This is a genomic window from Stenotrophomonas sp. P5_A9, assembly GCF_056400525.1.
The window spans coordinates 1-15,974 of sequence record NZ_JBFULC010000042.1 but is presented as its reverse complement, the minus strand read 5'-3'; the positions used below and the strand labels follow the sequence as shown (position 1 = coordinate 15,974).

Annotated in this window: 14 protein-coding genes; 13 read left to right on the top strand and 1 reads right to left on the bottom strand. The window is 66.7% G+C overall.

Annotated elements, in window-relative coordinates; all coding sequences use genetic code 11:
* Positions 1–562 precede the first annotated feature (562 nt).
* Positions 563–1,258, bottom strand: coding sequence for an AIM24 family protein (locus tag AC1DR7_RS13915; RefSeq protein ID WP_256776801.1), 696 nt, complete (start codon positions 1,256–1,258; stop codon positions 563–565).
* A 238-nt stretch (positions 1,259–1,496) separates the two neighbouring features.
* Between AC1DR7_RS13915 and AC1DR7_RS13910 the strand changes: the two genes are divergently transcribed.
* The 13 genes from AC1DR7_RS13910 to AC1DR7_RS13850 all read left to right on the top strand — a co-directional run bounded on the left by AC1DR7_RS13910 (position 1,497) and on the right by AC1DR7_RS13850 (position 15,801).
* Complete coding sequence (locus tag AC1DR7_RS13910; protein WP_256776802.1) at positions 1,497–2,996, top strand: GGDEF domain-containing protein; 1,500 nt, start codon at positions 1,497–1,499, stop codon at positions 2,994–2,996.
* Between the two features lie 125 nt (positions 2,997–3,121).
* On the top strand, positions 3,122–3,853 hold the full coding sequence (gene pyrH, locus AC1DR7_RS13905; protein WP_256776803.1) for a UMP kinase: 732 nt from the start codon (positions 3,122–3,124) through the stop codon (positions 3,851–3,853).
* Between the two features lie 113 nt (positions 3,854–3,966).
* A complete protein-coding gene (frr, locus tag AC1DR7_RS13900; protein WP_256776804.1) occupies positions 3,967–4,524 on the top strand; it encodes a ribosome recycling factor in 558 nt (185 codons plus the stop codon).
* A gap of 5 nt (positions 4,525–4,529) precedes the next feature.
* Positions 4,530–5,300, top strand: coding sequence for a polyprenyl diphosphate synthase (gene uppS / locus AC1DR7_RS13895; protein WP_478051763.1), 771 nt, complete (start codon positions 4,530–4,532; stop codon positions 5,298–5,300).
* Entirely contained in the window at positions 5,297–6,121 is an 825-nt protein-coding gene (locus tag AC1DR7_RS13890) for a phosphatidate cytidylyltransferase (RefSeq protein ID WP_256776806.1), read from the top strand. Before uppS ends, AC1DR7_RS13890 begins: the two co-directional genes overlap by 4 nt.
* Before the next feature lie 2 nt (positions 6,122–6,123).
* The gene (dxr, locus tag AC1DR7_RS13885) at positions 6,124–7,314 is read left to right on the top strand and encodes a 1-deoxy-D-xylulose-5-phosphate reductoisomerase (protein WP_457319097.1); all 1,191 of its coding nucleotides are present in this window, start codon (positions 6,124–6,126) and stop codon (positions 7,312–7,314) included.
* Positions 7,315–7,348: 34 nt separating this feature from the next.
* Complete coding sequence (gene rseP, locus AC1DR7_RS13880; RefSeq protein WP_478051764.1) at positions 7,349–8,707, top strand: RIP metalloprotease RseP; 1,359 nt, start codon at positions 7,349–7,351, stop codon at positions 8,705–8,707.
* Between the two features lie 73 nt (positions 8,708–8,780).
* Positions 8,781–11,144 (top strand): outer membrane protein assembly factor BamA, encoded by a 2,364-nt coding sequence (gene bamA / locus AC1DR7_RS13875; protein WP_256776809.1) that lies wholly within the window; start codon positions 8,781–8,783, stop codon positions 11,142–11,144.
* A gap of 438 nt (positions 11,145–11,582) precedes the next feature.
* On the top strand, positions 11,583–12,605 hold the full coding sequence (gene lpxD, locus AC1DR7_RS13870; protein ID WP_256776810.1) for a UDP-3-O-(3-hydroxymyristoyl)glucosamine N-acyltransferase: 1,023 nt from the start codon (positions 11,583–11,585) through the stop codon (positions 12,603–12,605).
* Positions 12,602–13,057, top strand: coding sequence for a 3-hydroxyacyl-ACP dehydratase FabZ (gene fabZ / locus AC1DR7_RS13865; protein ID WP_256776811.1), 456 nt, complete (start codon positions 12,602–12,604; stop codon positions 13,055–13,057). The genes lpxD and fabZ overlap by 4 nt, the downstream gene beginning before the upstream one ends.
* A gap of 19 nt (positions 13,058–13,076) precedes the next feature.
* Positions 13,077–13,868 (top strand): acyl-ACP--UDP-N-acetylglucosamine O-acyltransferase, encoded by a 792-nt coding sequence (gene lpxA, locus AC1DR7_RS13860; protein WP_256776812.1) that lies wholly within the window; start codon positions 13,077–13,079, stop codon positions 13,866–13,868.
* On the top strand, positions 13,865–15,145 hold the full coding sequence (gene lpxB, locus AC1DR7_RS13855; protein WP_478052061.1) for a lipid-A-disaccharide synthase: 1,281 nt from the start codon (positions 13,865–13,867) through the stop codon (positions 15,143–15,145). The genes lpxA and lpxB overlap by 4 nt, the downstream gene beginning before the upstream one ends.
* Positions 15,142–15,801 carry a ribonuclease HII gene (locus tag AC1DR7_RS13850; RefSeq protein WP_256776814.1) on the top strand — a complete coding sequence of 220 codons (660 nt, stop codon included), beginning with the start codon at positions 15,142–15,144 and terminating at the stop codon, positions 15,799–15,801. Before lpxB ends, AC1DR7_RS13850 begins: the two co-directional genes overlap by 4 nt.
* Positions 15,802–15,974: the final 173 nt, after the last annotated feature.

Sequence of the window (15,974 nt, the reverse complement as noted above, 5' to 3'; positions counted from 1 at the left end):
AGGCGCGGTTACAAGCAGCCGASCATGGSTCGGCTCTACCCTCTCCACACCCTGATTGGTTGGAAGGCTGATCGGTTGGGRTGGATGTTGATCAGGTATTGGGTGTTGATGTGGAGCGGGATCCAGGCGCGGTTACAAGCAGCCGACCATGGGTCGGCTCTACCCTCTCCACACCATCTCCCAAACCATCACTACCCAATCCCATCCCCATCCCATCCCATCCCATCCAATCCATCAACTCACCCGCCGACCAACCCACCGGCCATCAACCAACAGCAACCCGACAGCCCACCAACCACCGGCTGTTGCCTCTCCCCAACGAGCCCGCACTCTGTCGGGGGTCGGTGCGGGTGGGTTGGCGGGACCGTTGGGCCGCATGGATGCGGCCCACGAGCCCCCATGGATGGGTTCACGGCGTGTCCCGCCAACCCACCCGCACCGACCCAACCCGCAGCACCGCAGCGCCGCCGTTGCAGTTGCAGTTGCAGTTGCAGTTGCACTGGCAGTTGCCGTCGCTCTTGCTGCTAAAAAAGCCAAAGCGCGCCAGCGCACCCCCAACCCCTCACCCCTTAGCCTGGAACGTCACTTCCTCATAAGGCTGCACAACCACCCAACCCTCGCCCGCAAAACGCATCTGCAGCGTCTCGCCAGAGCCACGCCCCACCAAAGTCCCCAGCGAAATATCCGCCACGATCTCCGGCACCAGCGACCCCGACCAAGCCACCGTCGCGTTCGGATCGGTGAACACCGGACCGCCCTGCGCCGTCACCGGCAACGTCAACGGCTCGTAGTGCGACGTCATCGCCACGATCCCGTGACCGCTCAACTTGATGTTGAACAGACCACCGGACAGCATCCCCGCCACCTTCTTCATCATCGTGATCTTCGACTCGATCCCGGTCTCGAAGGCCAGCACATCGTTGCCGTTGACGAAAATCGACTCCCCGGCCAGCCGCACCAGCGTCACCTGCTTGCCCGCATCGGCCAGGTACACACGCCCCTGCCCCTCCACCTTCATCAACTGCAGGCCCTCGCCCGTCATCATCTTCTTCAGCAGCGTCCCGAGACCCTGCTCCAGCAGCCCCTGACGGGTGAACTTCACCCCGCCCTTGCGGGCCACCATCGAACCGGCCTTCGCCCACACCATCCCATCGACGCGCACCTCCAGCATGTGCGGGCTTTCCAGCTCGAACGCATCGGCACTGACGTCCTTCTCCTGGGTGGTGGACAGAAACTCATGCAGCGACTTGACGGCCATCTGTTGCGTCATCCTTGTGATTAAGAGCGCGAATGGTAGCGGACCTCCCCCTCCGCCGGTGAATGTGTTACCAAGAGCGCGATGAACACACCCGCCGCGATCTGCCCACTGGTTTTGCAGCGCATGGCGCATTACCCACGATGCCGCCAACGCCAATCGAAAAACCACCGCAAGAATCAACGCTCAAATCTGTGACGGACTCCATGTATTCTTGCCTCAACACACCAGTAGCCCCGCCATGCCTCCCGAGCTGACAGCCGCCCTGGCGCTCTGCCGCAACCTACCCTCGCCGCCCGGTATTGCCCTGCGCATCATCGAGCTGGCCCAGGACCCGGAAGCGGACATCACCACCGCCGCCGACATCATCGCCATCGACATGGCGCTGAGCGCGCGCATGCTGCGCATCGCCAATTCCCCGCTGTATGCCAGCCGCCGGCGCATCGAAAACCTCGGCCAGGCGCTGACCATGCTGGGCCTGAATGCCACCGTCAGCCTTGCCTTGGGCTTTACCGTCACCCAGGGCCTGACCAGCCCCGGGCAAGGCCAGGACCTGCGCGAACGCGCATGGCGGCGCAGCATTCTCAGTGCACTGGCCGCCAGCCTGCTCGGCCAGGCCCGCGGCCTGCGCAAGGCCGAAGAGCTGATGCTGGCCGGCCTGCTGCAGGACCTGGGCATCCTCGTGCTGGCCCAGTCGCAGCCGGACACCTACCTGCCGCTGCTGCGCCAGGCCAGGGACAACGACGCCCTGGTCGCACTGGAACGCGAACACCTGCAGTCCAGCCACGCCGAGGTCGGCGCCTGGATGGCCGACCAGTGGCAGCTGCCGCGCTACCTGGTGGACAGCATCGCCCGCAGCGAATCGCCGGCCGACGCCGAAGACAACTTCCAGACCTGCGTGGCCCTGTCCGGCGCCGTGGCCGACATCTGGCTCAGCGCCGATGCCGATGCCGCGCGCGAACACGCCCTGCAGCTGGTCAACGAGCGGCTGCAGCTGGACAGCGCCCAGTTCGACCAGGTCCTGGCCCGGATCGGCGAGGCCCTGCCCGATATCAGCGCCCTGTTCGAAACCACCCTGATCTCCCCTTCGCGCGTGCAGCAGCTGATCGACCACGCCCAGGAGCTGGCCACGCTGCGCAACCTGCGCGAAATGCAGGACGCGGCCATGGCCCGGCAGCGTGCCGATGAGTTCGAGGCCCGGGCCAACCGGCTGGCCGAACAGGCCCACCGCGATGCGCTCACCGGCGTGCTCAACCGCCGCCAGCTCGAGGCCGTGCTGGAACAGGAATTCCTGCGCGCCACCCGCCACGGCTGGCCGCTGTCGGTGGCCTTCATCGATCTGGACGACTTCAAGAAGATCAACGACGCCCACGGCCACCTGATGGGCGACCAGGTCCTGCGCGCCTTCGCTGGCAAGCTGCAGGAGCAGCTGCGCACCAGCGACACCGTGGCCCGTTTCGGTGGCGAGGAATTCATCGCCCTGCTGCCCAACACCACCGAGCCGGTCGCCCTGGAAGTGGTGCGCCGGGTGCTGGCCAGCATCGTCAACACCCCGATGGCCGAAGTAGCCGACGGTCCGCTGTTTGTGACCTTCTCCGCCGGCGTGGCCACTCAGGGCGGCTACGAGCGTTTTGCCGATGTTCAGGACCTGCTCAAGGCCGCCGACGACGTGCTCTACCGCTCCAAGAACCTGGGGCGCAACCGCGTCATCGCTCGCTCGCCGGGGACCGCCCCGGCCTGAGCCGGGTCGGCCGCAGTAACGGCGGGGGCCGGACCGGACCTGCGCCGCAGCGCAGCAAGATTTCTCCACGGACGGGCCCGGCTTCCAGTAGAATTTGCGCGTTTTCCACGCACCCAGAGGCCACCATGTCCAATCTTTCCTATCGTCGCATCCTGCTGAAAGTTTCCGGGGAGGCACTGATGGGGGATGAGGACTACGGCATCGACCCGAAGGTCATCAACCGCCTTGCCCGCGAAGTGATCGAAGCCCAGCAGGCCGGCGCCGAAGTGGCGCTGGTGATCGGCGGCGGCAACATCTTCCGCGGCGCCGGCCTCGCCGCCGGCGGCATGGACCGGGTGACCGGCGACCAGATGGGCATGCTCGCCACCGTGATCAACGCGCTGGCCATGCAGGACGCGCTGGAAAAGCTCGGCGCCAAGGCGCGCGTGATGAGCGCCATCAAGATCAACGACGTGTGCGAGGACTACATCCGCCGCCGTGCCATCCGCCACCTGGAAAAGGGCCGCCTGGTGATCTTCGCCGCCGGCGTCGGCAGCCCGTTCTTCACCACCGACTCGGGCGCGGCCCTGCGCGCGATCGAAATCGGCGCGGACCTGCTGCTGAAGGCGACCAAGGTCGACGGCGTCTACGACAAGGACCCCAACAAGTACAGTGATGCGGTCCGCTTCGACAGCCTGACCTACGACGAAGTGATCCGTCGCGGCCTGGAAGTGATGGACACCGCCGCCTTTGCCCTGGCACGCGACAGCGACCTGCCGCTGCGCGTGTTCGACATGGGCCAGCCGGGCGAACTGCTGAAGATCCTGCACGGCGAAAACATCGGTACGCTGGTCAAGGGCCGCGACCAGGCTGCCTGAACGAGGCACGCGCCGCTCCCCCGTGGAGCGGCCGCTGGCGGCGTCGATAAGGCGGCCAGACCCCTTATTCGCCTATAATCGCCCGATTACCGGTTAGATCCAGGATTCGGGCGATGCTCAACGAAATCAAGCAGGACGCGCAGACGCGCATGGCAAAGAGCATCGATGCTCTGAAGCACACCCTCACCTCCATCCGCACCGGCCGTGCGTCCCCGGCCCTGCTGGACCGTATCACCGTCAAGGCCTACGGCACCGACACCCCCCTGAACCAGGTGGCCTCGATCAGCGTCTCCGAAGGCCACTCGCTGGTCATCACCCTGTTCGACAAGGGCATGATCAAGGACGTCGAGAAGGCGATCTACGCCTCCGACCTCGGCCTGACCCCGAACGTGGCCGGCACCGTCATCCGCCTGAACTTGCCGCCGCCGACCGAAGAGCGCCGCAAGGAGCTGGGCAAGCAGGTGCAGAAGGAAGGCGAAGGCGCCAAGATCGCCATCCGCAACATCCGCCAGGACGCCAACAAGGCGATCGCCGCGCTGATCAAGGACAAGGCGATCAGCGAAGACGACAAGAAGCGCGGCGAAGACGACATCCAGAAGCTGACCGACAAGTCCATCAAGGATGTCGATAGCGTCGTGGCCGAGAAAGAAAAGGAACTGATGGCGGTCTGAGCCCCATGTCCCAGGCCCCGACCACCAGCACCCCCGCGCCGATCCCGCGCCACGTTGCCATCATCATGGATGGCAACGGGCGCTGGGCGCAGAAGCGACGCCGTCCGCGCGTGATCGGCCATCGTGCCGGCGCGCGGGCGGTCAACCGCACCATCGATTTCTGCCTGGAGCGTGGCGTCGCCGCGCTGACCCTGTTCGCCTTTTCCAGTGAAAACTGGGGCCGGCCGCAGGAGGAAGTCGATGCGCTGATGAAACTGTTCCTCAATGCCCTCGACCGCGAAGTGGACGAGCTGCATCGGCGTGGCGTGCGCGTGCGCTTCATCGGCGAACGCGAGCGCTTTGGCGCCGGGCTGGTCAGCCGCATGCAGCTGGCCGAACAACGCACCGCCGACAACCGCGCGATGACCCTGAGCATTGCCGCCAGCTACGGCGGCCGCCAGGACATCGCCCGCGCCGCGCGCGAACTGGCCGCCGAGGTTGCCGCCGGCCGACTGCTGCCCGAACAGATCGACGAAGCGATGCTGTCCAGCCGGGTCGCCCTGGCCGACCTGCCACCGCCGGACCTGTTCATCCGCACCGGCGGCGATACCCGTATCAGCAATTTCCTGCTGTGGCAGCTGGCCTACACCGAACTGTGGTTCACCGACGTGCTGTGGCCCGAGTTCGACGCCGCCGTCCTGCAGCAGGCGCTCGACGCCTACGCCGCACGTGAGCGCCGCTTCGGCCTGACCAGCGCCCAGATCGCCGCCCTGGCCACCGAGAGCTCCACCCCATGACCAAAACCCGAGTCATCGCCGCGCTGATCATGGCGCCGGTCGCCATCCTCGCCATCCTCATGCTGCCTACCCAGTGGCTGGCCGCCGCCGCCGCCGCCGTGTTCCTGATCGGGCTGTGGGAATGGCTGAAGCTGGCCGACGTGGACGACACCCTCGCCCGCACCGTGCTGCTGGTCCTGAACCTGCTGCTGATGGTGCTGATGGTGTGGGCCGGCGACGGCTCGCTGGTGCTGTACCAGATCGCGGCGCTGGTCGGCATCGGCTGGTGGCTGATGGCCCTGCTGTGGCTGCGTTTCTTCACCTTCGGGGCCAGCCCGAGCAGCCCGGCGCGTGCGCTCAAGCTGCTGGCCGGAACCCTGGCGATCGTCCCGGCGTGGGCCTCGCTGGTGCTCATCCATGCCACCGGCGAGAACGGCCATCTGTGGCTGCTGACCGCGCTGGCGGTGGTGTGGGCCGCCGATTCAGGTGCCTACTTCGCCGGCCGCACCTTCGGCCGCACCAAGCTGGCGCCCCGGATCAGCCCCAACAAGACCTGGGAAGGCCTGGGCGGCGGCATGGTCGCCGGCCTGATCGTGGCGCTGGGCTTCGGCTGGCTCGCCGGTGTCGACAGCGGCCACGTGGTCGGCCTGATCGTCACCGCCGTGGTCACCGTGTTCGCCTCGGTGCTGGGCGACCTGTACGAGAGCCTGATCAAGCGCCACGCCGGCGCCAAGGACTCGGGCCACATCATTCCCGGCCACGGCGGCGTGCTGGACCGCATCGACGGCGTCCTTGCCGCGCTGCCGGTGTTCGCGCTGGGCAAGGAAATTTTCGGATTCTGATCATGGATGCTGTCAACCGCCCCCGCCGGGTCGCCGTGTTCGGCGCCACCGGCTCGATCGGCGCATCCGCGCTGGATGTGATCGCGCGCCATCCGGACCGCTACCAGGTCACCGTCCTGGCCGCCGGCCGCCAGGTGCAGGCGCTGGTCGCGCTGTGCGCCGCGCATCGGCCCGCGCATGCGGTGATCGCCGACGAAGTGCTGTTCGCCGCGCTGCGCGATGGCCTGCGCGACGCCGGCCTGGCCACCCAGGCCCATGCCGGCGCGGCCGCGCTGGATGCGCTGGCTGCCAGCGACCAGTGCGACACCCTGGTGGCGGCGATCGTGGGCGCGGCGGGACTGTCCTCAACCCTGGCCGCAGCCGCGGCCGGCAAACGCATCCTGCTGGCCAACAAGGAATCGCTGGTGCTGGCCGGCGAACTGCTGATGCGCCAGGCCGCCGCCGGCGGCGCCGAAATCATCCCGATCGACAGCGAACACAGCGCGATCTTCCAGTGCCTGCGTTCGCGCGATGCCAGCCTCGAGGGCGCCGGTGTACGCCGGATCCTGCTGACCGCCTCGGGCGGTCCGTTCCGTGGCCGCAGCCGCGCGCAGCTGGCCGAGGTCACCCCGGCGCAGGCCGTGGCCCACCCGAAGTGGTCGATGGGCCCGAAGATCTCGGTCGATTCGGCGACGTTGATGAACAAGGGCCTGGAAGTCATCGAGGCCCACCACCTGTTCAACGTCCCCGGCGCGCGCATCGAGGTGCTGGTGCATCCGCAGAGCCTGGTGCACTCGCTGGTCGAGTTCATCGACGGCTCCACCCTGGCCCAGCTGGGCCTGCCCGACATGCGCACCACCCTGGCCGTGGGCCTGGGCTGGCCGCAGCGGATCGACTCGGGCGTCGGCGGACTGGACCTGCTGACCCAGGGCCGGCTCGATTTCGAGGCGCCCGACAATGACGCTTTTCCCTGTCTGGGCCTGGCCTGGCAGGCGATGGCCGCCGGCGGCACGGCGCCGGCCATCCTCAATGCCGCCAATGAAGTGGCGGTTTCAGCGTTTCTTCAGGGTCAGGTCGCTTTCCTTGCCATTCCGGCGCTGGTGGCTAACGCTCTTTCAACACTGTCGGTCGAGTCCGCCGATACACTTGAGGTCCTGCTGGCCGCCGACCAGCGTGCCCGCCTGATCACCCAGACCGCCATCGACCACGCCTGAATGCCCTTCCCGCCGTCCTCCAGCACTGTTCACCATGGGTGAGTTCATCGGATCTGTCTGGTGGATGATCGTCAGCCTTGGCGTGCTGGTGACGTTTCACGAGTTCGGCCATTACTGGGTGGCCCGCCGCTGCGGGGTGAAGGTGCTGCGCTTCTCGGTCGGCTTCGGCCGACCGCTGTGGATGCGCCGCAACCGCGACGGCACCGAGTTCGCGATCGCCGCGATTCCGCTCGGCGGCTACGTGAAGATGCTCGACGAGCGCGAGGTCGAGGTACACCCGCACGAGCGCGGCCTGGCCTTCAACCACAAGACCGTCTGGCAACGCATCGCCATCGTCGCCGCCGGCCCGATCGCCAACCTGCTGCTGTGCATCGCCCTGCTCTGGGCGATGTTCGTGCTCGGCCGCCAGGACTATTCAGCCACCATCGGCCGCACCACCGGCATGGCCCAGGCCGCCGGGCTGCAGGCCGGCGACCGCGTGCTGAGCGTGGATGGCCGCGCGGTGGCCACCGCCGGTGAAGCCAGCATGGCCCTCACCACCGCCGCCATGGACCGCCACGACGCCCGCGTCGAGGTGCTCGACAGCCTGGACCAGACCCGTACTCGCAGCCTGCCGCTGTCGCAGCTGCCGACCGGCTTCAACGAGCGCCAGGTGCTGTCGCTGGCCGGCGTGGGCTGGCTGTCCTCGCTGCAACCGGCGCAGGTGGACAAGGTCCTGCCCGATTCCGCCGCGCAGGGCGTGGTGATGCCCGGCGACCTGATCGTGGCCATCGACGGCCAGCGCATCGACGGGGCCGACCAGGTGCCGGCGCAGATCCGTGCGCTGGGCCAGCGCGGCGGCCCCGGCATGATCGAAGTCCAGCGCGGCGGCGAACGCCTGGCCCTGGAGCTGACCCCACGCCAGGGCAAGGACGCACAGGGCGCGCCGGTCTGGCAGATCGGGATCGGCTTTGCCCAGCCCAGCGCCCCGGTCTATGACGCCAAGCTGCAGTATGGTCCGCTGGCCGCGGTACCGGTGGCGCTGCGCGAAACGGCGCGGATGGCCGGCGACTCGCTGGGCATGATGCGCCGCATCGTGACCGGCAACGCCTCACTGCAGAACATTTCCGGCCCGGTCACCATTGCCCGGGTGGCCAATGTCTCGGCCCAGCGCGGGGCGGACTGGTTCCTGTATTTCCTGGCCCTGCTGTCGCTGAGCCTGTGCATCATCAACCTGTTGCCCATCCCCATCTTGGACGGCGGGCACCTGCTGTATTACCTTATTGAGTTGGTCAAGGGCAGCCCGCTTAGCGAGCGTGCCATGGCCGCCGGGCAGTATGTGGGCCTGGCGCTGCTGGCCGGGCTGATGGGACTGGCGTTCTACAACGACATCCTCAGCCTGCCGCTGCGATGAACTTTTTCCCTTTTGTCGTCGTCTTATGCGCCGGCATCCCGCAACATTGCATTCGACTCCAACCGGACGTGACATGACGCGACTCCCCAATCGCCGCCTGCTTGCCCTCGCACTCGCCGCCGGTTTCGGCGCGCCCGCCCTGGCCCAGGCAGCCGAGCCCTTCACCGTCAGCGACATCCGTGTCGATGGTCTGCAGCGCATCACCTCCGGTACCGTGTTCACCTACCTGCCGGTGGAACGTGGCGAGACGCTGACCGACAGCAAGGTCGGCGAGAGCATCCGTGCCCTGTACAAGACCGGCTTCTTCGAAGACGTCCAGATCGACCGCCAGGGCAACATCCTGGTCGTCACGGTCAAGGAACGCCCGGCGATCAACAAGTTGACCGTCACCGGCAACAAGGACATCAAGAGCGACCAGCTGCTCAAGGGTCTGAGCGACATCGGCCTGACCGAGGGCGGCACCTTCGACCGCTTGAGCCTGGACCGGGTGACCCAGGAACTTCGCCGCCAGTACAACGACCGTGGCAAGTACAACGTCGACATCACCCCGACGGTGAGCCCGCTGGACCGCAATCGCGTGGACATCACCATCGCGATCAAGGAAGGCAAGGCCGCCAAGATCCAGCACGTCAACCTGGTGGGCACCGAGAAGTTCGCCGCCAAGGACATCCTGGAAACCTGGGAATCCAAGGAGCACAACTGGGCCTCGTGGTACCGCCGCGATGACCAGTACTCCAAGGAAAAGCTGTCCGGCGACCTCGAAAAGCTGAACGGCTGGTACCTGGACCGCGGCTACGTGGACTTCAGCATCGACTCCACCCAGGTCTCGATCAGCCCCGACAAGCGCGACATGTTCATCACCGCCGGCGTGACYGAGGGTGAGCAGTACAAGATTTCCGACATCAAGGTCACCGGCGACACCATCCTGCCGCAGGCCGATGTCGAGCGCATGGTGATCCAGAAGTCCGGCGACACGTTCTCGCGCGCGCTGCTGGAGTTCAGCTCCGATGCGATCACCAATTCGCTGTCCAACATCGGTTACGCCTTCGCCAAGGTCAACCCGATCCCGACCAGCAACCGCGCCGAGCAGACCGTTGCGATCAACATGCAGGTCGTTCCCGGCCCGCGTGTGTCGGTGCGCCGCATCATCTTCAAGGGCAACACCCGCACCTCCGACGAAGTGCTCCGTCGTGAAATGCGCCAGTTCGAAAACAGCTGGTACTCGCAGGCGGCCATCGACCGTTCCAAGATCCGCTTGCAGCGTCTGGGTTACTTCGAGTCGGTCGACGTCGAAACGCCGCCGGTCACCGGCAGCAATGACCAGGTCGACGTGGTCTACAACGTCAAGGAAACCACCTCGGGCAGCTTCGTGTTCGGCCTGGGCTATTCGCAGTCCTACGGCATGACCACCTCGGTGCAGCTGTCGCAGAACAACTTCCTCGGCGGCGGCAACCGCGTGTCGGTGGAAGCGTCGCGCAGCAGCTACCTGCAGCGTTACGGCTTCAGCTACACCAACCCGTACTTCACCGATGACGGCGTCTCGCTGGGCTACAACCTGTCCTGGCGCGAGCTGGACTACTCCGACTTCAACACCGCGCAGTACAACAGCACCAACGGTGCCGCGCAGGTGGTGTTCGGCGTGCCGATCACCGAGAACGACACCGTCTCGCTGATGGTGGGCATCGACAGCAACCAGATCACGACGTACGAAGGCTCGACTCCGGCGTCGATCATCGATTACATCAACGCCGTCGGCCGCAAGACGTTCCACTCCTGGCGCAGCGAGCTGGGCTGGGCACGTGATACCCGCAACGACTACTTCATGCCCACCCGCGGTACCTACCAGCGTGTCGGCCTGGAAACCACCCTGCCCGGCTCGACCGTCGAGTACTACAAGCTGAACTACCAGTTCTCCAAGTACTGGCCGATCATCCCGTCGCTGGTCATCAACACCCGCGCTGAAATCGGCTACGGCGACAGCTATGGCAAGGACATGTCCGCCGTGGTCACCGAGCCGGACGGCACTACCCGCGTAGTGACCGCCTCGGGCCTGCCGTTCTTCGAGAACTTCTACGCCGGCGGTACCAACTCGGTGCGTGGCTTCGAAGACAACACCCTGGGCCCGCGCGAAGTGACCCGGGGCTACCCGAACGGCCAGCCGCTGGGTGGTTCGCTGAAGACCGTCGGCTCGGTGGAAGCGTACTTCCCGCGTCTGTTCGACAGCCCGTCGGCGCGCATCTCGGCCTTCGTCGACTTCGGTAACGTGTACAACGGCGTGGACAACTTCAAGGCCAACGAGCTGCGCGTGTCCACCGGTGTGGCCCTGCTGTGGCGCGCCCCGGTCGGTCCGATCTCGATCAGCTACGCCTTCCCGCTGAAGAAGGAAGACGGCGACGAAGTCGAGCGCCTGCAATTTACCTTCGGCGGTCAGTTCTGACCGTCGAAGGTAACCCAAGGTTTGCGTTGCAAACCTTGGGGCCTGTCCTGCCTCCTTAACCCCGCGCCTGTCGGCGCGCCCCCTTCAACAAGAAGGGGGCTCTGCACCAGATGCGCTACGAGACGCCGGGCTTTGCCCGGCGTTTTCGTTTTTGGGTTGGGACGGATGGGGGGTCGAGAGCCGGCCAGCGGCCGGCACTACCCTGCCGCGCGCGCGTTGAACCGTCGGGGGTCGTGGCAGGTAGCCCTGGCCAGGACCGTTGGGCTGCATGGATGCAGCCCACGCCCCCGCAAGGATGGGTTTTTACGGCGTGTCCTGGMCAGGGCTACCCCCACGAACCCGCGCGACAGCAACCCAATCGCCACGCCACAACAAACCGACCCGGCCCAAAACCCCACCCCGCATGACCGATCCGGCGCCACACGGTAAACTTCCGCCGTGAATACTCCTACCCATACCGCCCAGCAACTCGCCGAGCAGTTTGGCCTGCAGGTCCATGGCGATGGCAGCACTGCCATCCATGGCGTGGCCACCCTTGCCCATGCCGGCCCCGGCCAGCTGACCTTCCTCGCCAACCCGCGTTACCGCGCCCACCTGGCCGACAGCCAGGCCGGGATCGTCGTGCTGCGCGCCGAGGATGCCGATGCCGCCCCCGGCACCGCGCTGATCGCCAAAGACCCCTACACCACCTTCGCCAAGATCGCGGCCCTGTTCGACATCGCCCCCGCGCGACCGCCTGGCATCCACCCCAGCGCCGTGATCGACCCCAGCGCCCAGGTTGCCGCCAGCGCGCACATCGGCCCGTTCGTCAGCATCGGTGCCGGCAGCAGTGTCGGCGAGAACTGCATCATCGGCGCCGGCAGCATCATCGGCGAAGACTGTCACCTGGATACCGGCTGCGAACTGATCGCCCGCGTCACCCTGGTCACCCGCGTCAGGCTCGGCAAGCGCGTGCGCGTGCATCCCGGCGCCGTGCTCGGTGCCGACGGCTTCGGCCTGGCCATGGACGCCGGCGCCTGGATCAAGGTGCCCCAGCTTGGCGGCGTGCGCATCGGCAACGACTGCGAAATCGGTGCCAACACCTGCGTCGATCGCGGCGCGCTGGAAGACACGGTGCTCGACGACGACGTGCGCCTGGACAACCTGGTCCAGATCGCCCACAACGTCCAGATCGGCTCCCACTCTGCCATCGCCGGCTGCACCGGCATCGCCGGCAGCGCCAAGATCGGCCGTTACTGCCTGCTGGGTGGGCACGTGGGCGTCGTTGGCCACCTCGAAATCTGCGACAAGGTCGTCATCACCGGCAAGTCGGTAGTGCGCAATTCCATCCATGAGCCGGGCGAGTACTCGTCCGGTACCCCGTTGACCGACAATCGCACGTGGCGCAAGAACGCCGCGCGCTTCAAGCAGCTTGATGCCCTGGCCCGTCGCATCCTGTCTGTGAGCAAGGAGAAGGAATGAGCCACGACCAGAAGCTGCCTGACATCACCCAGATCCAGGCACTGATCCCCCACCGCTACCCGTTCCTGCTGGTCGACAAGGTTGTCGCGATCGATTACGAGAAGCGCACGATCATCGCCACCAAGAACGTCAGCATCAACGAGCCGTTCTTCCAGGGCCACTTCCCCAGCCAGCCGATCATGCCCGGCGTGCTGATCATCGAAGCCATGGCCCAGGCCGGTGGCGTGCTGACCCAGCTGACCCTGGGCCGTGATGCCCAGTCCAAGTTGTTCTACATGGTCAAGGTCGACAAGGCCCGCTTCACCAAGCAGGTGGTGCCCGGCGACGTGCTGGAAATGCACGTGGAGATCAAGCGGGTGATCCGCAACATGGCGGTGTACGACTGCGTGGCCAAGGTCGACGGCGAAGTGGTCGCCTGTGCCGAAGTGCTGTGCGCCGGCACCCGCGAATGACCCGGGCAGGAGACCTGCAATGAACGACAACGCTCCCCTCATCCACCCCACCGCGGTCATCGACCCGTCGGCGAGATTGGCTGCGGATGTACGCGTCGGTGCGTTCTGCCTGATCGGCGCCGACGTCGAGATCGGCGCCGGCACCGAAGTGGGACCGCACTGCTCGATCCATGGCCCGACCCGGATCGGCCGCAACAACCGCTTCATCGGCCATGCCGCGATCGGTGGCGAGCCGCAGGACAAGAAGTACAAGGGTGAACGCACCCGGCTGGTGATCGGCGATGACAACGTCATCCGCGAATTCGTCACGATCAACCGCGGCACCGAAGGCGGCGGCGGTATCACCACCGTCGGTGACGACAACTGGATGCTGGCCTACACGCACGTCGCCCATGACTGCCACGTCGGCAACCACTGCGTGTTCTCCAACAACACCACGCTGGCCGGCCATGTCACCGTCGGCGATTACGTCATCATCAGCGGCTTCGCCGGTGCGCACCAGTTCTGCCGGATCGGCGCGCACGCCTTCCTGGGCATGGGCGCGCTGACCAACGGCGACGTGCCGCCGTTCACCATGGTCGGCAGCGACTCGCTCGGCCGGCCGCGCGGGATCAACAGCGAAGGCCTCAAGCGTCGCGGCTTCGATGCCGAGCGCATCGCCAGCATCAAGCGCGCCTACCGCACCCTTTACGTGGCCGGTTTGCCGCTGGCCGAGGCCAAGGTGCAGCTGGCCGAACAGGCCGAGCACAGCCCTGACGTCAAGGACCTGCTGGACTTCATCGAGCACGCCGAGAGGCCGCTGCTGCGATGACGGCTCCGGGCGGGCACCTCCCAGCCGGCACGACCGCGCAGATCATCGAGCTGGCGGTGGTCGCCGATGCCCTCGGCCAGGCCAACCTGGCGCACACCTCGGACCGACCGGTGCGGATCGCACTGGTCGCCGGCGAGGCCTCCGGCGACCTGCTGGGTGCGGGCCTGGTGCGCGAACTGAAGGCACGTTTTCCGAACGCCGAGTTCGCCGGGATCGGTGGCGATGCGATGCGGAGTGCCGGCTGCCAGACCTGGTTCGATGCCAGCGAACTGGCGGTGATGGGCCTGACCGAAATCCTGCGCCACCTGCCGCGCCTCTTGAAGCTGCGCGGCCAGTTCCGCACGCGCGCGCTGGACTGGCAGCCGGATGTGTTCATCGGCATCGATGCGCCCGACTTCAACCTGGGCGTGGAGCGCTGGTTGAAGGAACGCGGCATCACCACGGTGCATTACGTAAGCCCGTCAGTGTGGGCATGGCGCGAGAAGCGTGCGGAGAAGATCGGGGCCAGCGCCGACCTGGTGCTGTGCCTGTTCCCGATGGAGCCGCCGATCTACGCCCGCCACGGCATCGATGCGCGTTTCGTCGGGCATCCGATGGCCGACGATATTCCGCTGCAGAGTGATCGCGACGCGGCACGCATGGCCCTGGGCCTGCCGTCCAACGCGAAGGTGCTGGCCGTGCTGCCAGGCAGCCGGCTGGGTGAGATCGGCAAGCTGGGCGAGGCCTTCTTCGAGGCGGCCTGGCAGGTGTCCGAGCGCATTCCGGGCCTGCATGTGGTGGTACCGGCGGCCAATCCTGCCTGCCGCCAGCTGCTCAGCGAGCAGCTGTCACGGTCGGCGTTGCCGGTGGCCTATTCGCACCTGCTCGATGGCGACGCGCGCAACGCGATGATCGCCGCCGACGTGGTGGTGCTGGCCTCGGGCACGGCCACGCTGGAGACCATGCTGGTCAAGCGCCCGATGGTGGTTGGCTACCGCGTGGCCGAGCTGACTTACCGCATCGTGAAGGCGCTGGGGCTGATCAAGGTGAATCGTTTCGCCCTGCCCAACATCCTGGCAGGCAAGGACCTGGCACCGGAGCTGATCCAGCACGACTGCACGCCGGACAAGCTGGCGGCGGCGATCCTGCAGTGGTTCGACCATCCACAGCGCGCGATCGACCTGCAGGACACCTACCGGCAGCTGCATCTGCAGCTGCGCCAGGATGCCTCGGCACGGGCGGCCGACGCGGTGGCCGAGCTGCTGGGCAAGCGCGCGGCAGGCGGGGCGGCGGCATGAGCCGGCGGCACGCGGCGGCGGCATCGATGGCCCTGTTCGATGGGGCGGCGCTGGCGACGGTGGCTCCCCGGTACGTGGCCGGCGTGGACGAAGCCGGTCGCGGCCCCCTGGCCGGGCCGGTGGCGGTGGCAGCGGTGGTGTTCTGTCCGGATCGCCCGCGTCTGAACGGGCTGGACGATTCCAAGCAATTGACTGCCGCGCGACGCGATCAGTTGTTCGACAGAATCCTGGACCGCGCGCTGGCTTTCCACGTGGTGATGGTGGAGGTGGGCGAGATCGATGCGCTGAATATCTACCAGGCGACGATGCTGGGCATGCGGCGCGCGGTGGAGGGCGTGGCGCACGTGGCGCAGTTCGCGCGCATCGACGGCAATGTGGTGCCCAAGGGCCTGCCCTGCCCGGCACAGGCGCTGGTCGGCGGTGACGGGCTGGACCGGGCGATCATGGCGGCTTCGATCCTGGCCAAGGTGAGTCGCGATCGTTTCATGCTGTCGCTGCACGAGCAGCATCCCGAGTACGGTTTCGATCAGCACAAGGGCTACGGGACGCCGGCGCATCTGGCGGCGTTGCGTTCGCACGGTCCCTGTCCGCAGCACCGCCGCAGTTTCGCCCCGGTCCGCGCGTGTTTTGACGATGCGGTGGCGGTGGCGGGGTGATTGGGGTTTTTTGAAGCTTTAGAGCTTTGAAGCTTTGAAGCAAGAGCCAAAGCGGTGTGCTGGCTGCTTGCGGTGCAGGGCGGTGCGGGTGGGTTGGCGGGACACGCCGTGAACCCATCCATGGGGGCTCGGTGTTGCCATCCATGGCAACACACGGTCCCGCCAACCCACCC